At 40.1% G+C, this 19845-nt stretch carries 19 protein-coding genes; 13 read left to right on the top strand and 6 right to left on the bottom strand.

All coding sequences use genetic code 11. From position 1 onward, the window contains the following. Positions 1–42: 42 nt before the first annotated feature. Complete coding sequence (locus tag F936_RS00495) at positions 43–297, bottom strand: PspC domain-containing protein (protein ID WP_004639576.1); 255 nt, start codon at positions 295–297, stop codon at positions 43–45. A 251-nt stretch (positions 298–548) separates the two neighbouring features. On the opposite strand from F936_RS00495, the gene F936_RS00490 reads away from it, so the two are divergent. Further along, entirely contained in the window at positions 549–1190 is a 642-nt protein-coding gene (locus F936_RS00490) for a hypothetical protein (RefSeq protein ID WP_026070296.1), read from the top strand. 74 nt (positions 1191–1264) lie between these two features. Here F936_RS00490 and F936_RS00485 read toward each other — a convergent pair whose 3' ends face one another. Next, positions 1265–3088, bottom strand: a complete 1824-nt coding sequence (locus F936_RS00485) for an acyl-CoA dehydrogenase C-terminal domain-containing protein (protein ID WP_005043921.1) — start codon at positions 3086–3088, stop codon at positions 1265–1267. A 256-nt stretch (positions 3089–3344) separates the two neighbouring features. Here F936_RS00485 and F936_RS00480 point away from each other — a divergent pair, with 256 nt between their 5' ends. Beyond that, entirely contained in the window at positions 3345–5699 is a 2355-nt protein-coding gene (locus tag F936_RS00480) for a hypothetical protein (protein WP_005043920.1), read from the top strand. A 49-nt stretch (positions 5700–5748) separates the two neighbouring features. Here F936_RS00480 and aroE read toward each other — a convergent pair whose 3' ends face one another. The 3 genes from aroE to ribA all read right to left on the bottom strand — a co-directional run bounded on the left by aroE (position 5749) and on the right by ribA (position 8398). Beyond that, positions 5749–6537: a shikimate dehydrogenase gene (gene aroE / locus F936_RS00475; RefSeq protein WP_005043918.1), complete on the bottom strand. Its 789-nt coding sequence runs from the start codon at positions 6535–6537 to the stop codon at positions 5749–5751. Positions 6538–6716: 179 nt separating this feature from the next. Then, positions 6717–7667, bottom strand: a complete 951-nt coding sequence (gene hemF, locus F936_RS00470; protein WP_005043915.1) for an oxygen-dependent coproporphyrinogen oxidase — start codon at positions 7665–7667, stop codon at positions 6717–6719. Positions 7668–7795: 128 nt separating this feature from the next. Then, the gene (ribA, locus tag F936_RS00465) at positions 7796–8398 is read right to left on the bottom strand and encodes a GTP cyclohydrolase II (protein ID WP_005043912.1); all 603 of its coding nucleotides are present in this window, start codon (positions 8396–8398) and stop codon (positions 7796–7798) included. Between the two features lie 303 nt (positions 8399–8701). Here ribA and dxs point away from each other — a divergent pair, with 303 nt between their 5' ends. The 9 genes from dxs (at position 8702) to F936_RS00420 (ending at position 17602) form a co-directional block, all read left to right on the top strand. Beyond that, on the top strand, positions 8702–10606 hold the full coding sequence (gene dxs, locus F936_RS00460) for a 1-deoxy-D-xylulose-5-phosphate synthase (protein WP_004639565.1): 1905 nt from the start codon (positions 8702–8704) through the stop codon (positions 10604–10606). A gap of 118 nt (positions 10607–10724) precedes the next feature. Continuing rightward, entirely contained in the window at positions 10725–11555 is an 831-nt protein-coding gene (locus F936_RS00455; RefSeq protein WP_003653693.1) for an inositol monophosphatase family protein, read from the top strand. 405 nt (positions 11556–11960) lie between these two features. Beyond that, positions 11961–13952 carry a DEAD/DEAH box helicase gene (locus F936_RS00450; protein ID WP_005043910.1) on the top strand — a complete coding sequence of 664 codons (1992 nt, stop codon included), beginning with the start codon at positions 11961–11963 and terminating at the stop codon, positions 13950–13952. A gap of 108 nt (positions 13953–14060) precedes the next feature. Then, on the top strand, positions 14061–14270 hold the full coding sequence (locus F936_RS00445; protein WP_026055540.1) for a hypothetical protein: 210 nt from the start codon (positions 14061–14063) through the stop codon (positions 14268–14270). 90 nt (positions 14271–14360) lie between these two features. Then, the gene (locus F936_RS00440; protein WP_005043907.1) at positions 14361–15179 is read left to right on the top strand and encodes an ABC transporter ATP-binding protein; all 819 of its coding nucleotides are present in this window, start codon (positions 14361–14363) and stop codon (positions 15177–15179) included. Continuing rightward, positions 15176–15952, top strand: a complete 777-nt coding sequence (gene mlaE, locus F936_RS00435) for a lipid asymmetry maintenance ABC transporter permease subunit MlaE (protein WP_003653688.1) — start codon at positions 15176–15178, stop codon at positions 15950–15952. Before F936_RS00440 ends, mlaE begins: the two co-directional genes overlap by 4 nt. Next, the gene (gene mlaD, locus F936_RS00430; protein ID WP_005043903.1) at positions 15952–16635 is read left to right on the top strand and encodes an outer membrane lipid asymmetry maintenance protein MlaD; all 684 of its coding nucleotides are present in this window, start codon (positions 15952–15954) and stop codon (positions 16633–16635) included. Before mlaE ends, mlaD begins: the two co-directional genes overlap by 1 nt. A gap of 26 nt (positions 16636–16661) precedes the next feature. Continuing rightward, entirely contained in the window at positions 16662–17303 is a 642-nt protein-coding gene (locus F936_RS00425) for an MlaC/ttg2D family ABC transporter substrate-binding protein (RefSeq protein WP_005043900.1), read from the top strand. Between the two features lie 11 nt (positions 17304–17314). After that, complete coding sequence (locus F936_RS00420; RefSeq protein ID WP_003653685.1) at positions 17315–17602, top strand: STAS domain-containing protein; 288 nt, start codon at positions 17315–17317, stop codon at positions 17600–17602. Between the two features lie 72 nt (positions 17603–17674). On the opposite strand, the gene F936_RS00415 is transcribed toward F936_RS00420, so the two are convergent. Next, the gene (locus tag F936_RS00415; RefSeq protein ID WP_004639553.1) at positions 17675–18688 is read right to left on the bottom strand and encodes a magnesium and cobalt transport protein CorA; all 1014 of its coding nucleotides are present in this window, start codon (positions 18686–18688) and stop codon (positions 17675–17677) included. 158 nt (positions 18689–18846) lie between these two features. Here F936_RS00415 and F936_RS00410 point away from each other — a divergent pair, with 158 nt between their 5' ends. Beyond that, positions 18847–19428: an LOG family protein gene (locus F936_RS00410; RefSeq protein WP_005043895.1), complete on the top strand. Its 582-nt coding sequence runs from the start codon at positions 18847–18849 to the stop codon at positions 19426–19428. A 13-nt stretch (positions 19429–19441) separates the two neighbouring features. Then, the gene (locus tag F936_RS00405; RefSeq protein WP_005043893.1) at positions 19442–19840 is read left to right on the top strand and encodes an NUDIX hydrolase; all 399 of its coding nucleotides are present in this window, start codon (positions 19442–19444) and stop codon (positions 19838–19840) included. Positions 19841–19845 lie beyond the last annotated feature (5 nt).

Below are 19845 nucleotides of genomic sequence, written 5' to 3'. Positions count from 1 at the left end.
CTACGGTTGATTAGGGGATGCAACCGTAGCGACCAAAATTAATTAACGTGTTTGCTCTTCATGTACAGTTCGGACGGATTGTCGATAGCCTTCAATATGTTCTGGCTGTTTTTTCGGAATGACTAACCACAAAACCAGATAAACTAAGATTCCGGGAAAGGCCGCACTCATAATTGAAATCACAACAAAAATAATGCGTAGTAAAGTTACGTTCCAACCAAAACGTTCAGCAATACCACCCATTACACCGGCGATCATGCTATGTCGGTTCGAGCGATATAAACCAGAACTGGCCATCTAATTCTCCTTAAAAATAAAAAGTTACAAGGAATTGCTTATTCTCTTGCTTAATAAAAATATGGAGACGAAATAACGGTTTTAAAGTCTTCTAAAAAGTAAAATGGTTAAAATATGTAAAGGATTGGAATGAAGGAAACCAACATCAACTAAAATGCACCCTTTCAGGGCTTAAAGGTTTATGGCAGCAATTGGCTCGTGCCTGGAATGAATATAAACATGGTTGTTGCTGTTATCTGTGAATAATGTATATGTCTTTGAATCGGTCTAGGTTTTTAGTTAAGCATTTGGTTGTAGGGACTATGGTGTGCCTGACACTTAGTGCTTGCGACATAAACCATACCAGCTCAAAAGATCACTCTAGTGCTAATTCCAAAAATGAAGAAAATTTAATAAAAAGTAGCACCACCATCAAAACTTTAGATGATGTAGCTGGTCGTACTTTTTTACCTGAAGAAAATTTAGATCAAACCAAAAAATTAAGCGGAATTTCACTGCAATATGTAGGGCGATATCACACCCGAATTTCATGTGAGGATGCTTTTGCCGATTGTGAGTCTGGAGAGGCAGAGTACATTTTAAATTTATTACCCAATGGATCGGCTTATTGGAATGTTATTCATTTTGGTCGCGTGGGAAGTAAGGATGGAGCCAAAAGTACTGCTATAAATCAGTTGTGTCCTGATTTAAATTGGAAAGTAGATGAAAGAGAGCATGAGTTAACCATTCACTGTCCTTTATCTAATGTTAATTTTTATTTTACGATTGATTCAAAAAAAAGATTGATCGTGAATCTAGAAAAACTGTTTTATAGCGACTACGGTAAAAACCGTGAGTTTTTGGAACAAAACTATTTTGTTCCAAAGCAAGCTTATGTTCTGACTAAAGAATAAATATTAAATTTTTACTTGAATAAAAAAGAGCGCAATATGAATTGCGCTCTTTTCATTTCACGATTTAAAAATCATTAGTAGTCGAAGCTAAAGTGTTCAACTGGTAATGATGTTAATGTGCGAGAGGTTGTCACCATTGATTCTGCATGACCTTGAGTACGAGGTAACATACGGTCAAAGTAGAAGTCTGCAACTTTGATTTTTGCTTTATAGAATTCAGGTGTTTCTGCACCATCACCTGCTTCAAGTTTCTCAGACGCAATGACTGCTTGTTGCGCCCAGAAGTAAGCCATCATCACGTAACCTGAGAACATCAAGAAATCTACAGAAGCAGAAGATACGATGTCACGGTCTTTACGTGCAGCAAGCATGATACGAACTGTTAAAGTGTTCCATTGAGCACAAAGCTTAGTTAAATCCCAAGCAAAACGACGTAAGTATTTATTACGTGCGTGTGCAGCACAGAATTTTAAGATTTCAGCAGTGTAGTCACGAACCACTTTACCTTTTGAGCTAAGCAATACTTTACGACCAATCAAGTCAAGTGCTTGAATGCCTGTTGTACCTTCGTATAGCGTTGAGATGCGAGCATCACGAGCGATTTGTTCCATGCCCCATTCTTTGATGTAGCCATGACCGCCGTAAACTTGCATACCGTTGTTTGCAGCTTCCAAACCAAGTTCAGTCAAGAAACCTTTCAAAATTGGTGTGTAGAAACCAAGTTTATCATCGTAGTCTTCGTAAGCAGCTTGGTCACCACGTGTTAATGCATCTGTCATTTTGTCTGCAAGTTTTGCAGCATGATAGATCATTGAACGGCCACCTTCAGCAATTGCTTTTTGAGTCAACAACAGGCGACGTACGTCAGCATGATGAATGATGGCATCTGCAACTCTTTCAGGTTCTTTTTTACCAGAAAGTGCACGCATAGACATACGATCTTTCGCATAAGGTAATGCACCTTGGAACGATAACTCAGCGTGCGCAATACCTTGAACAGCAGTACCAATACGTGCTGTATTCATGAAGGTAAACATTGCATGTAAACCTTTGTTGACTTCACCAATTAAATAACCAGTGGCATTATCAAAGTTTAGTACAGCAGTTGCAGAAGCACGGATCCCCATTTTGTGTTCGATTGAACCACAGGTCACTGCATTACGTTCACCGATACCACTATCAGCAGTAGGGATGAATTTAGGTACGATAAATAATGAAATACCACGAGTACCAGTAGGCGCATCTGGAAGACGTGCAAGTACGATGTGAATAATATTTTCAGTTAAATCATGTTCACCGGCAGAAATGAAGATTTTTGTACCAGAGATTTTATAAGTGCCATCTGCTTGAGGTTCAGCTTTAGTTTTAACTTGCCCTAAGTCGGTACCACATTGAGGTTCGGTTAAGCACATTGTGCCGCTCCAAGTTCCTTCAACAAGTTTAGGCATATACGTTTGTTTTTGCTCATCGGTACCGAATTGCAAGATGGTGTTCATACAACCCGAACTTAAGCCAGGGTACATCGTAAATGACCAGTTTGCAGTACCCATCATTTCTGATTTGATGAGGTTTAAAGACATTGGTAGGCCTTGACCACCAAATTCTTCTGGATAAGAAAGACCTTGCCAACCACCCATAACGAACTGGTCGTAAGCTTCTTTAAAGCCTTTAGGTGTAGTTACTTCGCCGTTGTCAAAATGGCAACCTTCTTCATCACCAGATTGGTTAAGTGGCGATAATACGTTTTCACAATAATCTGCCGCACCTTCAAGAATCATATCAACGGTATCTGGATCTGCATTTTCACCATTTGATAAAGTTTTGTAGTGAGCAGGGTAATCTAATACTTCATTCATTAAGAAGCGAATATCGTGTAGCGGGGCTTTATATGCTGGCATGGCTTTAATCCTAATTTTGAATCATTGTGGGATTATCTGAATCGATGATTTGATTATTCACTCGCATGATAAAAATACAATGATAATCACATCCGAAAGAAATGTCAGAAAAGCGAATTTTGTCGAAAATAAATACACCTGAAAATACATTTTCTGCTACATTCAGGACTTATACTTTTATGTGAAAAAACAACTATTTTTTTATTTTTAGCAAGTTTTGCTAAAAAGATAAAGCGATAAGGTTTTAAAAAAGGTTATGCATTTAAAATATCTCAGTTTATGTTTATTCAGTTTGGGTTTGACCGCATGTGCGCAGCATAGCCTACGTCCATCAGTGGCATCTGCTCATTTAGATCAAAAAGTCATTCAGGGTATGAATGCAATGTATGAATACCCAAGCTATGACTACCGCGGGCATTTTAAAGTTAATGTTGATTCAAATCAGCCCAACAAAATAAGCACTGTAGAGAAGAGTGCTCAACTTGATGCTGAAGTGCAAAAAAAAGTAGATCAATATTTACGTGAACAAAAAATTAATTTGAATAAAAAACAGAAGCAGGCGCTTTATGCTGCAATTGCAAATGAGCAATCTGTTTCGGGTGTATCTGGCGAATCACGTTCAGAAAAAGTAAATGCCGTTTTAATCAATTTATTAAATGATCTCCAATTTAGTTACGATGGTTCAGTTCATTATCGTCAAAAAATGGGGTCTTTCAACCTCATTGCAAGATATGAAAAACCGACTTTGCTCGTGCAGGCAAAATTGCCAATGGTGCTTGATCTAAAGGATTATAAGTTTTACGTTAATTATTTCGGATTAATGCCTTATCTGGTTAATAAAGATAATCAAAACAACTTAGCCTATGTCGATTTTTCGAAATATAAAGATCTGTTTACGAACGTCGATATGAAGAAATTCGTTGAATATGCGAAGGCTTCTGGCGCCGTGTCTTATCGTTTGGCTGATCCGCAAAATTTACAACGTTTACCAATTACAGAGGCTGACCGTAAGGCAGGAATTGTAGAAAAAATTCGTTTAAAAGATACGGTTGAAGAGTTGCTGCTGCAAGTCGATCTATATGGTCAAGTCAATGAAAAATACCTGCAAAAAAGTGTTTTAGGATTTGATGATCAAAAGATTGCTGAATCTATAGCAACTGAACTTGCTGCTTCTGAAGCTAAGAAAAAGTCGGGTGGTGCTGAGGGACAGAAAGTTTCTTCTGAAGATGCAGCAGCAGTCAGCCAACAACTTTACTCACTCATTAACGCTCATTTTGGCGGTACATTGGCTTCTGAGGAAGGTGATGAAGAACAATCAAGTGCAGCTCAAGATGCAGCGGCAGCAGCAGAGGAAGCTTCTGCTTCAGGCCAAGATGAGGATGCTGCTGATGTTGCGGTAGCGGATGCCGAACAAACTACCCAAGATGAAGAAGGCCCAACCCTTACAGAAGAACAATGTGTTGAGTTACAGACCCTTAAAAAACAAGTAGTTCTAGGGGATATTAATTACTGTCAAATATATGGTGTTGATGTTCTTGATCAAAGCGTAGAGAGTACCCAAAAAACTCAGATCAAGTCTCGTCAAGCTGCTTTAAAACAAACTTTTGCCGCTTATGATCAGAACCAGTTTGTGAATGATGAAGCATTCAAAGCTTTATGGTTAAAGCATAAAGCAGAGATTGAACAAGCTTTACCAAAACAAAGAAATCCAATTACGATTGATGTTGGACTCGATGAAAAAGGCCGTGCAGTCAACGTAGATTACGATATTGCATATACACCAGCTGAATTTAACCATCGCTTTAATATTAAAGCAGACATGCAAATTCTAAATTATGGTAAAGCAACCTCAATTAATCAGCAGCAACTTAAACAAGCTAAATCAGTTGCAGAGGCAAGCAAAGGTTCTTTATTTGAAAACTTCGTAAAAGGTTTTAGTGAAAAACTTGGGCAGAGTGATGTTTCTGAACATCCAGTTGGCTCACATAGCGATGTACAAGATTTAGATTCGAATCTGGCGCTGTTGGCTAACCAAACTTATGATGCAACACGTGCCTATGACAAAACGTATAAGGCTGTATTTATTGCAAAATTGACTGCCGAAAAACCGTCATATATTAATTATTATTCAGTTCAACAGTTGCAAGAAATTGCCGAAGTTTATGCTTATTGGTTCTCTGAAGAAGAAACCTATAATCCTCAAGGTAAGGCTTTAGAGCGTATCGAGGCATTGCAGAAAAAGCATCATCTTGAACAAGAAGATCAGTTTGATAATGATTTAGGCCGTGCTGTAGACCATATTGTGACTACAACAATACAAGGTAAGTCGGGGCGTGAAGCATGGCAAAAATTACAGAAACAATATAAGCAGCCTGAGCAGCTTTTCTCGAAACAATATCAATTAGAATTTGAACAACAAAATGGTGCTTCTGCTGAAGAAAAACAATTGTTGTCACAAACAGCTGATATTTTAGGGAAGGTGTATGTTGCTGCACGTAAACAACAGCTTACGGAAAAAACAATTCAGAATTTAAAACCTGAACATAATGAATTTATTGATTATGAGATTTTCCGAGATGTTTATCAGCAAATGGTTACGACCAAAAAATAATAAATGAAGTAAAAAAAGAACCTACATCATGTAGGTTCTTTTTTTATATTTATAGAAAATCTTTTAATTCAGGTCTTACGCCATTCCAGATAGAAAAGGATTCAATAGCCTGACCGACTAACATCCCAAAACCTTCAGAAGAGGGCACATTACGTTGTTTAGCTTGTTCAAGGAAGCTAGATGGTTTGCCATATGCCATTTCATAGGCATGTTCGAATTGTAAATTTTCAGGAAGCTGTAGAGCATCGCCTGAAAGGCTTGCAGAAGTCGCATTAATTACAATATCAAACTTCCCTTCTAGCTCATTTAGAGAAATTGCTTGTAATTGAGCTTGCGGGACTGCTACTTTTAGGTCATCTACAAGTTGTTCGGCACGAGCTAGAGTACGGTTTGCAATCACAATCTTTTTTGCGCCAGCCTGTACCAGTGGGTAAATAACACCACGAGTTGCACCGCCAGCTCCTAAAATTAAAATAGTCGTATTTTCTAGGTTCCAGTCTAAAGCTTGAATCGCGGCAACCAAGCCTTGGCCATCAGTATTATCGCCGTGCAATTTGCCATTTTCCATCCATAACGTATTAACTGCTTTTGCAATCTGAGCACGCTCGGTTAGCACATCGCACAAAGCGAAAGCCTGTTCTTTAAACGGCACAGTAACGTTCATGCCACTTCCGCCATTTGCAAAGAAGCTACGCATACTCGGCTCAAAACCATCAAGAGGGGCAAGACGTTTTTGATAGTCGAGGTCAACACCTGTTTTTTGAGCGAAAGCATGATGCAATTCAGGAGAGCGTGATTGTTCGATTGGGTTGCCAATTACTGCAAACTGTTTGGTCATTCTTATATCCAAAATTTTAAGATGGCATGAAGCAGTTAAAATCTATACTGAATATTCAGCAGGCCTCACTATAAGCCAAATTGGAATAAGAAAAAATATTTGAATAGAAACAAAGAAATTGAAAATAAAAAAGGAGATTCTTTAGGGTGGAAGCTAAAGAATCTCCAAAAAGCAAAAAATTAAGCGACTTTTTCTTTTAGATTTAACCAGTCACGTGGTTTTAGGTAATAGTCAGTTAAACGTTTCTCTTGAGAGTCTTCATCCCATTCTGGACGATACGACCAACCTGCAAGGTTAGGGAGGCTGACTAAAATAGATTCGATACGTCCGCCTGTTTGTAAACCAAACAATGTCCCGCGGTCATAGACTAAGTTGTATTCGACATATCTGCCGCGACGGTAAAGCTGAAACTCTCGTTGTGCTTCGGTATAAGGTTGTTCACGGTGTTTTTCAAAAATTGGCAGAATGGCATTTAAATAGCCATTACCTACTGCTTGAATATATTTAAAGCAAGTTTCGAAATCCCAGCCATTTAGATCATCAAAAAATAAGCCACCGACACCACGTTGCTCATCGCGATGTTTTAAATAGAAGTAATCGTCACACCATTTTTTATGTTCAGCATAGACATGGTCACCAAAAGGCTGACACAGGTCGTAAGCGGCTTGATGCCAATCGATAACATCTTGTTCATCTGGATAGAACGGTGTTAAGTCAAAACCACCGCCAAACCACCAAATTGGATCTTGTCCTTCAGGCTCTGCAACGAATAAACGTACATTGGCATGAGAAGTTGGAATATTGGGGTTTTTAGGATGAATCACTAATGACACACCGAGTGCCTGCGCTTTAGCACCAGCAATTTGAGGGTGTCTTTCTGTAGCAGAAGCGGGGAGTTTACTAATGTTGATGTGAGAAAACATCACACCACCTTTTTCAATCACTGTACCATTTTGCAAAACTCGCGAACGGCCACCACCACCTTCAGGACGTTCCCAATCATCAATAATAAATTCACTCGTACCGCCGCCAGCTTTTTCTTGTTGTTCTAAACCAGCACATATACGAGCTTGTAAATCGAGGAGAAATTCGCGGACACGTTGAATATCTGTTGAAGTCGGATGTTGCATAGTGACCCTCAAAGATGATTGAGATAGGAGATAGATACATCAAAGCACAAAACCATAAAAAAAGTAAGGGATTTTTGAGGAATGTCTCGAAAATCCCTTCCAATTATTTTTAAATTTATAATTTTGGTTTAAAAATCATCTTTTTGATAAAGGTGATCCATACGTTCACGTTTGGTTTTTAAATATTGTTCATTAAAAGGGTTGCGTCCAACCGTTAATGGAACACGGCCAACGATATTAATTCCTTGATCTTTGAGTGCCTGAATTTTCAAAGGATTATTGGTAATTAATTTTACTTCTTTCACTGCTAAGTGATCTAGCATGATGCTACACATGTCATAACGACGTGCATCGGCAGGTAAATTTAAAAGTAAATTAGCATCTACTGTGTCATGCCCCTGATCTTGTAAAGCATAGGCGCGAATTTTATTAGTTAGTCCAATGCCACGGCCTTCTTGACGTAAATATAAAATAACGCCTTGGCCTGCCTCGTTGATGAGCTTTTGAGTTGCCTGCAATTGAGGGCCACAGTCGCATTTTAATGACGCAAATGCATCACCTGTTAAGCATTCTGAATGCACACGAACCAAAACAGGACCTGTGGGTGGATTTTCTAACCCTTTAGAAAGTGCCACATGTTCTTCACCTGATACTGGATCTTGAAAAACAGAAATATTGAATTCACCAAAAGCGGTCGGAAGTTTTGATGTTGCAATGAACTCTATAGGCACAGATTAACTCATCTTTTAACCGAAAACGGTTTAAAGTATAGCGTAATGCTGGGAGATTGGTCGAATTGTCATAATCATTTTGCGTATGAAGGTTTTCTTTTTTGTATAAAGAAGACGATAATAGTTGATAAATAGTCAGATTATTCAGGATAATCTGCCAACCATACCCATGATGTATGAGAGACTGCTTTGCATGACCTCGTTCGCAAATGTGGCTGATTGAAGGTGACTTCATTCGATTGTATGATCGACCCATTTTGACCCAGCTTAGGATTTGCCAGGCTTATAAAGGCTTTGCCACATATGTTGTATACCGAAATTCCAACTCAACGCCCTGTTACGCCATTGTTAGATGCAATTGATCATCCTCAACAATTACGTCAGCTCGAGCATAGCCAATTGGTTCAAGTGGCTGATGAGTTGCGTCAATATATTTTATATGCAGCAGGCCAGAGTGGTGGCCATTTCGGTGCTAATCTCGGCGTGGTTGAGCTGACGGTTGCGCTGCATTATTGCTTTAATACACCAAATGACCGATTAGTTTGGGATGTAGGACATCAGGCCTATCCGCACAAAGTCCTGACAGGTCGTCGTGAACAAATGACGACGATTCGTTCTAAAAATGGTTTAGCGGCATTTCCAGCTAGAGAAGAATCTGTTTTCGATACATTCGGCGTAGGGCATTCATCAACAGCAATTTCAGCTGGTTTAGGAATGTCGTTAGCACGTCGTTATCAAAACGACCCATGTGAAGTGGTTTGTATTGTAGGTGATGGTGCAATGACAGCGGGTATGGCATTTGAAGCCATGAACGATGCTGTTGCACATAATGCCGATTTAATTGTTGTGCTCAATGACAATGACATGTCAATTTCTTGTAGTACAGGTGGCTTTGCTAAACATTTGGCTGCAATTTGGGAAAAAGGCCATTTAGTTAACGTTAATGAAGATGGCGAAGCGTATATACAGCCACATCCAAAATGGACTTATAACTCTCGTTTGCATCAATCAGCAACAGATGCGGCCGATAATTTATTTAAAGCAATTGGTTTTGATTACTTTGGTCCATTTGATGGCCATGACGTAAATCAACTGGCCCAAGTATTTAATGCTCTAAAGAAGCGTAAAGGTCCACGTTTAGTACACGTCTATACTAAAAAAGGTAAAGGTTTTACTCCCGCAGAAGCGGATCCGATTACTTATCATGCAATTAGCAAAATTAATGCAACCTCAGCAGGTAAAACACCACCTAAATATTCTGATGTATTTGGTCAGTGGTTATGTGATGAAGCAGCACAAGATGAGCGTCTACTCGCGATTACACCTGCGATGTGTGAAGGTTCAGGCATGGTTCAGTTTGCTAAAGAATTTCCACAGAGATTCTTTGATGTTGCGATTGCTGAACAGCATGCTGTAACACTTGCAGCAGGAATGGCTTGTGAAGGCTTAAAACCTGTTGTTGCAATCTATTCAACGTTTTTGCAGCGTGGTTACGATCAGTTTATTCATGATGTTGCATTACAAAACCTTGATGTGACTTTCGGGATTGACCGTGCTGGTTTGGTTGGTGAAGATGGTCCAACTCATGCAGGTGCATATGATTATGCATACATGCGTACAGTTCCAAACATAGTCATCATGGCGCCAAAAGATGAAAATGAATGTCGTCAGATGCTTCATACAGCCTATGTCTATAATGGACCAGCTGCGGTACGTTACCCACGTGGTGCTGGTGTAGGTGTTGAAATTCAGCAAGAGTTGACCACTATTGAATTAGGGAAAGCTGAAATCGTTGCTGAAATAAAGACTAGCTGTGAAGAGCAGATTACAATTTTGGCATTCGGTAGCAGAGTGATGGTTGCTATAGAGGCTGCTGAACAATTTGCACAAAAACATGATGTGGGCGTGCGTGTTGTAAATATGAGGTTTGTGAAACCACTTGATGAAAAAATGATTCGTGATTTAGCTGAAAATACTCATTTATTTGTCACAGTTGAAGAGCATGCCGTTATGGGGGGTGCAGGTAGCGCTGTCAATGAGTTTATGGCGCAAGAACAAATTGTGAAACCCATTATTAATTTAGGCTTGCCCGATTTGTTCTTACAGCAGGCCTCACACGGACAAATGCTACAAGACTGCGGGTTGGATGCTAAAGGTATTTTGAGCTCAATTGAGAGAGTTTGGCTTAAGCTCAATCAGGTGGTTTAAGCCTCTAATAAAATTTTTGAAACATTTTCCCCCTAAAAGCGCATATATTTGCTAAAATATCTGCGCTTTTATGCATTATTCTTTGTCAAAATCTTCAAATTTGTCTAGTGGGTGTTCAATGGAACCTATGGTGGTTATGGCTGCGCGTGCGGCTCAAACAGTTGGTCAAGAGCTTTTAAAAGCGCATCAAAATCGTCATAAACTCGATTTACAAGTTGAAGAGAAAGGCATTGATGGCCCGGTAACACGTGTAGATCGTTATTTAGAACAATTAGCGATTGATACGTTACGTAAAAGTTATAAGAACCATAGCTTCTTAGGTGAAGAGTTTGGTTTGCAAGAAGGCAAAGGCCATGATGCAGAGTGGTGCTGGGTAATTGACCCGCTTGATGGCACACAAAACTTTATTAATGGTTTCCCTCATTTCTGTATTTCTATTGCAGTTCAACATAAAGGTGTTACTCAACACGGCGTAATCTACGATCCAGTACGTGATGAGTTGTTCTCTGCTAGCCGTGGTCGCGGTGCAGTTATGAATCAACGCCGTATTCGTGTAAATGTAAAAGATAGTTTAGAAAATACATTCTTGGCAGTAGGCCATCCTTACCGTGCTAAACGTGCTGGTGAAATCGTATCTTATGCAGAGCAGCACTTCGCATCGTTATTAGCGGTTACTCAAGCAGGTGCACAAATCCGTCGTGGCGGTTCAGCTGCTCTAGATTTAGCATATGTAGCTGCTGGTCGTTTTGATGGTTTCTTTGAGCTTGGTTTAAAGCCATGGGATATTGCTGCTGGTGAACTTATTCTTAAAGAAGCGGGCGGTGTAGTTGTTGATGCACGTGGTGGTAATAACTCATTTGAAAATGGTCAAGTACTCGCATGTTCGCTTAAGTTATTAAAACCTTTAATGCAAACAGTTGTTCCAGCTTGGGATAAAGCTGCAAAATAATTTAGCGTATTATAAATAAAACCCTCTTTAATCAGAGGGTTTTGTGTTTTAAGTAAAGAGTAAATTAAATTAATTCAAGAAATATAGATAAAGTTGATTAAAACAGGTGACTTTTAATTTATTTCTGCTATAATCCGCCAACGCACTTAAATTTCCGTTCATTACCTGAACATTCTGTTCTATTCATTGTAAGCGCACGCCGTCCATAGAGAGGACCATTTCTTGCGCCCCGATCGCTCAGCGATTCTTCAGGTTCGGCCGTAATCAAGCATGCGTTTAGTCCACATCGTCGTTACTCGGATTGCTGCTGAATAAAAGCTTTCAGCTAATTTTGCTTTGCCGCTTTTTGCCGATGTCTATTTTGTATTTATTAAAAATGGAGCACCCACAAGGGTGAAACTCTCTATGAGCAAATCTTTTGCCGAATTTTCTTTGCATGAAACCTTACAACAAGCGCTTGAAGGTTTAGGTTTTACTACCCCGACTACTGTACAAGAACAAGCAATTCCTGCTGCTTTAGAAGGTAAAGACCTTCTCGTATCAAGCCAAACTGGTTCTGGTAAAACTGCAGCATTCTTACTCCCAACATTAAATGCTTTAGCTGGTCAAGAGTCTGCTGTACCGTTCAAAGACCGTATGAAAGCAGTGACTCAACCGAATATCTTGGTAATTTCACCAACTCGTGAATTGGCACAGCAAGTAAGTCAAGATGCAATTGCACTTGTACGTCACATGAAAGGTGTTCGTATTGCTGCCATTATGGGTGGTATGCCATTTGCAAAACAAATTCAACAATTAAAAGGCGCGCAAGTTGTTGTTGCAACACCTGGTCGTTTACTTGACTTGGTGAATCGTCGTCAAATTAAATTAGATCAAGTAGATGCTTTAATCGTTGATGAAGCGGACCGTATGCTTGACCTAGGTTTCTCTGAAGACTTAGAAGCAATTAGCGAATTAGCAGCTAACCGTAAACAAACATTAATGTTCTCTGCAACATTTGCTGATCGTATCATTCGTCTTGCATCATGCATGATGAAAGATCCTATGCGTATCGCAATTGAAACAGGTCATTCAACCAATACAGATATTACGCAAACATTGCATTGGACTGATGGCTTCGAACATAAGAAAAAATTACTTACACATTGGTTAAGTGATGAAAACTTAGATCAAGCTGTTGTTTTTGCTAGCACGCAAGAAGATACAGATATGTTGGCAGAAGAACTTGCTGAAGCGGGTCATTCTGTTGTTGCACTTCATGGTGCAATGCCACAAACAGTTCGTAACCGTCGTTTACGTAGTATTCGTGAAGGTCGTGCAAAAATCCTAGTTGCAACTGACGTTGCTGCTCGTGGTCTTGACGTTCCGACTATTTCTCACGTAATTAACTTCGGTCTTCCGATGAAGCATGAAGATTATGTACACCGTATTGGTCGTACTGGTCGTGCTGGTCGTACTGGTCAAGCAATTACTTTAGCGACTTATCGTGAACGCGGTAAGATTCGTGCACTTGAAGAATATTTAGAAGCACGTTTGAGTGTTTCTGAAATTGAAGGCTTAGAGCCATCTCCACCTCCTGCTCGTTCAGGTCGTGATGGTGGTGGTCGTGGCCGTAGTGGTAATGGCGGCGGTGGTCGTGATGGTCGTCGTAGTGGCGGCGGTGGTGGTTTTGGTGGCGGTCGTCGTTTTGAAGGCGAAAGCAACTTTAAACGCCGTGAAGGTGGTGGTCGTGATGACCGTCCACGTCGTAGCTTCGATGATAAACCACGTGGTGAGCGTCCAGCGTTCGGCGGTGAAGATCGTCCGCGTCGCGAGTTCAATTCAGACCGTCCACGTCGTGAAGGTGGTTTTGAAGATCGTCCACGTCGTGAGTTCACTTCAGATCGTCCACGTCGCGAAGGTGGTTTCAATGATAAACCGCGTTTTGAATCGAATGATGACAACCGTGGTAATCGCGTAGATTATAAACCACGTCGCGAAGCTGGTTTTGGTGACCGTCCAAAACGTAGCTTTGGTGGTGAAGATCGTCCACGTCGTAGCTTCGATGATAAACCACGCGGTGAGCGTCCAGCGTTCGGCGGTGAAGATCGTCCGCGTCGTAGTTTTGATGACAAACCACGTGGTGAGCGTCCAGCGTTCGGCGGTGGTGATGATCGTCCAAAACGTAGCTTTGGTGGTGAAGATCGTCCGCGTCGTAGCTTCGATGATAAACCACGCGGTGAGCGTCCAGCGTTTGGTGGTGAAGATCGTCCGCGTCGTAGTTTTGATGACAAACCACGTGGTGAACGTCCAGCGTTCGGCGGCGGTGATGATCGTCCAAAACGTAGCTTTGGTGGTGAAGATCGTCCGCGTCGTAGTTTTGATGATAAACCACCGCGTCGTAAATTCGACCGCTAATCAATATTTAGTTTGAAAAAAAAGGCCAGTAAAAATACTGGCCTTTTTTATTTTTCAGTTTTGTTATAAACTAACAAAATGTGAATTGGTTCAATTTTTTATTAAATAATGCGTAAAAGTAAGCGAAAAGAAACAATAATGGCACAATTGAAGAACCTTTTGGTTCAGCATGGTTTGCCTTATCTCTTTATTGCACTCGTTTTGTGTAATGGTGTTTACTTCGCCTACGCTTTTATAAATGGAAGTTCTGTTGAGCAATTCCAAGCTTCTGAATTGACCTCTTTTTACGAACATACCTCTTCTATTTCTATAAAATAAGCTAGATTTGCTTTTGTCAAAATTACAACAAGTTTGCTAATTTTCAGTGTTATAGTATGCGTGCATAAAAGTGCAGGAACGATTGCCATTATGAATAATAAAACTCCTCTCTCGACTCAACCACTTATTGAAGTGAAAAACTTGAGTTTTAATCGAGGGGAACGCGTCATTTATGACAATATTAGTTTAAATATACGTCGAGGCCAGATTACGGCCATAATGGGACCTTCTGGTACAGGTAAAACAACTTTATTACGTCTGATTGGTGGACAACTCGTTCCAGATCAGGGGGAAGTTTTACTCGACACAAAAGATATTGCCAAAATGTCTCGTCAGGAACTTTTTTCCGCCCGCGCACGTATGGGAATGTTATTTCAGAGTGGAGCTTTATTTACGGATATGTCCGTTTATGAAAATGTGGCGTTTCCAATTCGAGCACATACTAAGCTTCCTGAAAATCTCATTGCTGAGCTGGTTGCGTTAAAACTTGAATCAGTGGGTCTACGTGGTTCTGAACAATTAATGCCGACAGAACTTTCAGGTGGTATGAATCGTCGTGTAGCCTTGGCTCGCGCGATTGCACTTGATCCAGATTTAATCATGTACGATGAACCTTTTGCTGGTCAAGATCCGATTGTAAAAGGTGTTTTAACACGTTTAATCCGTTCGTTAAGAGAAGCTTTGGATTTAACAACAATTATTGTTTCGCATGATGTCGCAGAAACATTATCGATTGCTGACTACATTTATGTGGTAGCAGAAGGAAAAATTCAGGGTGAGGGTACACCTGAAGATTTGCAAAAATATGCTTCTCCATTTGTACACCAATTCTTAACAGGTTCGGCAGAAGGACCGGTTGAATATCAATTTAGTCCTCAAGCCTATTTAAATAACGAGGTTCGTCCATGAATGCGATTGCCTGGTTAGGTAGACTCGTTATTGAGCGGATTCGAGGGATTGGTGTTGCGGCACTAATGCTCGTACAGATTGTTTTTTCTTTTCCTACAACGGGTGGTTTTGGACGATTTATTTACCAAATGCATCGTGTAGGGGTAATGTCTTTGTTGATTATTACTGTGTCAGGCCTATTTATTGGTTTGGTACTGGGTTTGCAAGGATATTCAATCTTAGTAAATATTGGCAGTGAATCAATGCTCGGCACAATGGTGTCGTTAACATTATTACGCGAGTTGGCTCCTGTGGTTGCAGCTTTATTATTTGCTGGTCGAGCAGGTTCAGCATTAACCGCAGAAATTGGTTCAATGAAGCAAAGTGAACAACTTGCCAGTATGGAAATGATTGGGGTTGACCCATTAAAACAAATCGTATCACCACGCCTTTGGGCGGGAGTGGTCAGTTTACCGATGCTAACTGTCATTTTTGCTGCGATTGGTATTGTGGGCGGTAAAATGGTCGGTGTCGATTTTCTTGGCGTCGATGAAGGCTCATTCTGGAGTGGAATGCAAAACAACGTGCAATTTGGACATGATGTCGTAAATGGCATTATCAAAAGTATTGTGTTTGCTTTGCTATGTACATGGATTGCGGTATATCAAGGATATGCGTGTGATCCAACTCCAGAAGGAATCGCAACTGCAATGACGAGAACAGTTGTATATTCTTCATTATGTGTTTTAGGTTTTGATTTCGTGTTGACTGCGGTCATGTTCGGAGGGATTTAATGAAATCACGTAGTAGTGAACTGGCCGTTGGTATATTTGTTATCATCTTCGGTATTGCGTTGTTTTTTTTAGCGATGAAAGTCAGTGGTCTTGTCGGTACGAACTTAAGTGATAGTTATACCATGAAGGCTCAGTTTGATAACGTCAATGGTCTAAAGCCTCGTGCTAAAGTGACAATGAGTGGTGTTACAATTGGTCGTGTTGATTCAATTACACTTGATCCGGTTACGCGTTTGGCTACCGTAACATTTGGTTTAGATGGAAAGTTGACAAGTTTCAATTCTGAACAATTAAAAGAAGTTCAGAAAAATGCACTGGAAGAGTTGCGTTATAGCTCAGATTATACTCAGGCTTCTCCAGAGCAACAAAAAGCAATGGAACAGCAACTGACCAGTAACATGACCTCCATCACAAGTATTGATGAAGATGCTTATATAATGGTAGCAACGAATGGTTTGTTGGGTGAGAAATATTTGAAAGTTGTACCTGGTGGTGGTGTTAACTACCTGAAACGAGGTGACACGATTTCAAACACTCAAGGAACTATGGATTTAGAAGATTTAATTAGTAAATTTATTACTGGTGGCGGGGCTGGTAAAGTTGCTGCCGGTTCAGGCTCAACAGAAGCAGATGCCCCTGCAAGCACTGATAAAGATAGTGCACAAGCATCATTTGTTGAGTAAAAGATTATTTGAAGGAGTGGTTCCTGGTGAATACGTTGTTTAAACAAACCCTGACAGCAAGTCTTTTGTCTACCTTGATTGCAGGTACAGCTTTTGCTGCACCTTCAGAAGCAGCACCTGATTTTATCAAGCGTGTTGCTGATGGTTTGATTGCTCGTTTAAAAGCTGATCATGCTAAATTGCAAGCAAACCCTGCTTTAGTGAAGGCTATCGTACGTCAGAATTTAGACCCGTATGTTGATTCACAAGCATTTACACGTATTGTAATGGGTACTTATGCGACCAATCAGTATAGTACAGCTGCACAACGTGCTCAGTTTGAAACAAACTTCCGTAATACGTTAATTGAAAATTACGGTAGTGCATTTGCTAAGTATACGAACCAAAGCTATACAATGCGTCCTTATAAAGCAACTGCGGGTAAAAATCCTGTAGTGACATTGGACTTTAATCACAATGGTGAAAAAATTCCTGTGTCTTTCCAGTTAGCTGATAAAGGTACTCAGTGGAAAATCCGTAATATCAATGTTTCTGGTATTGATTTAGGATTGCAGTTCCGTAATCAGTTTGCTGCAACAGTGAAGCGTAATGGTGGCGATTTAAATAAAGCAATTGCAACCTTCCAACCTGATGCAGACGCTGCTGTTAATCAGAACAAACAGAAATAAGTAGGTGAATAGTGGTTCAGTATCTCAACCAACAATTGGTTGTTTCGGGAAAAATTGATTTTGAAAATGCCGAACAACAGTATAAAGCTGGGTTAGATATCATTAAGAAGCAACAAAGCTTTCCTTTAGTGGTAGATTTAACACAGCTTGAGCATGGTAGTACCTTGGCATTGGCTGTTTTAGTTCAATGGCTACGTGTTACTCCGCAGAATACTGGTTTACATTTTAAAAATGTACCCGAAAAAATGCTGAAGATTATTCAAGCCTGCCATTTGCAGGAAGATCTACATCTGATTTGATCTGTAAAATATAAAAAAGCACCTAAATATAGGTGCTTTTTTATGCTTGGAATTAGCATTTTATTACAAAGCTTAGATCCATTTCTTCCAGCGGAAGTAAATAATAGGACCAATAAAGAAGCCCATAATAATGAGTAAAACAATAAAGAAACTAGTCGTACCATGTGCGAAAGGTAATACATCTGTGTTCATACCATAGATACTGGCAATGAGCATAGGTGGAGCTAACATACTTGGCAAAATCGAGAATCGACGGATCGTGTCATTCTGCTCGGTATTAATGAATCCAGACGTTGTATCAAGCAAGAATCGTACTTTTTGGAATAAGAAAGCATCATGTTCTACGAGTGAGCGAACATCTTCACTGAGTTCTCGAATATCTGCATCGTAAATATGACTGCCTAATGCGCGTGGACGTGATAAAAAAGTAAGTACACGTCGCAAATCAATTAAACAGAGCTGCGCTTTTCCTAGCATATCTTCTTGTTGAGCTAGTCGCGTAATCATGTCGTCAAGATCTAGAATTTGTTCACGCTGGTGATTATTTAGAACTTCGGTAGAGTATTTTTCTAAATCTTTGTGGATATCTTCTAAGATATCCGCTAGCTCATCGAGTTTTGCCTCAAGAAGGCCTAATAAAATCCATGTGGGATCTTTATAGTCCATGTCATAGTCATTTCGACGAGCGCGTGCCCGGAAGGCACGAAAGGCAACTAATTTTTCTCCCCGCATCGTAAAGAGACGGTCTTTATGTAAGATAAATGCGACCGTTTGCACCATCGCTAAAATGTGTGAAGAGTCTTCTGCATCACCATCAACTTGATAATTTTTATTTTTCGTTAAAAAATAGGTGCTGATATGCAAAATACCGTCATCATCACGGTAAAATCGTGCTGATGATGAAATATCTTCAAGCGACTTTAGTGTAGGTAAGTTTTGATCATAGGCATCTAAGACCCATTGTTGCTCTTCTTGCGAGGGGGCAATAAGATCAAGCCAGACTAATTCGGGATGTAGATCAAATCCACCATTGATGGTGGCATCTTCCAGACTTCCGCGTTCTGTGGCATAAAAGGCTTCAAGCATGTGTCTTTTTTCCTCACGCAGTCTGATGGAAATGGATGGGTGTATTTTAGACAAGGATTTGCCGAAAAACACTTGCTAATACGCTATTTTGCAAAAAAAAACTTTATCGATAGTTTAGTTTGTCAGCATGACAGTTCAATAAAACGGTTTTTTACACTATGAATTCAATTTGTATTTTCTGTGGTTCATCTCTTGGTTCAAACCCAATTTTCCAACAAGTTGCCCAAACTACAGGTGAGGCTATTGCAAAACAAGGTAAGACCTTGGTTTATGGTGGTGGTCGCTCAGGTTTGATGGGCGTTGTTGCTGATAGTGCCTTACGGGCAGGTGGACAAGTCATTGGAGTAATACCTCGTGCTTTGGTCGATCGTGAGTTAGCTCATCCGGGCTTAACCAAATTATATGTTGTCGAAAATATGCATGAGCGTAAGACCAAAATGGCAGATCTTTCCGATGGTTTCATTGCTTTACCTGGCGGTGCGGGTACATTGGAAGAAATCTTTGAACAATGGACGTGGGCGCAATTAGGTATTCATCAAAAGCCATGTGCCTTCTTAAATGTAGCTGGCTTTTATGAAGATTTACTTAAAATGATTCAAGGAACGGTAGATAATGGATTTAGCCAAGCACGGTTCGTTGATAAATTGATCGCATCAGACAAAATCGAAGAGATTTTTCAACAATTTGAGCAATATCAGGCTCCTGCTCCAAAATGGGCAAATGCAGATGTTCAACCATAAAGAGGTTAAATAGGTGAAAACAATTACGGTCGCTGCTGCAGTGATCTTGAACAAACAAAATCAGTTATTGCTCGTAAGAAAGCGTAATACCCATGCTTTTATGCAAGTGGGTGGTAAGCTGGAACCTAATGAGGCGCCAGAGATCACAATGCAGCGAGAAATTTTAGAAGAAGTTGGAAGTTCTTCTGTAATTGAGCAATTTCTTGGCCGTTTTGAAACAGCAGCGGCGAATGAGCCAGATCATATTCTGGTCAGTCATTTATATCTGGTTCAACTCGATCAGGCTCCTAAAATTGCTGCTGAAATTGCAGAAATGAAATGGGTTGATTTGAATGATTCAGAAACTCACCTCGCACCATTAACCCGTGAAATTGTTATTCCTTGGTGTGAGCAGCATTTATCTACGGTTTAATCATC

This window comes from Acinetobacter calcoaceticus DSM 30006 = CIP 81.8, from assembly GCF_000368965.1.
In the GTDB taxonomy this organism is placed as follows: Bacteria; Pseudomonadota; Gammaproteobacteria; order Pseudomonadales; family Moraxellaceae; genus Acinetobacter; species Acinetobacter calcoaceticus.
This window is presented reverse-complemented; position numbering and strand designations above follow the sequence as displayed.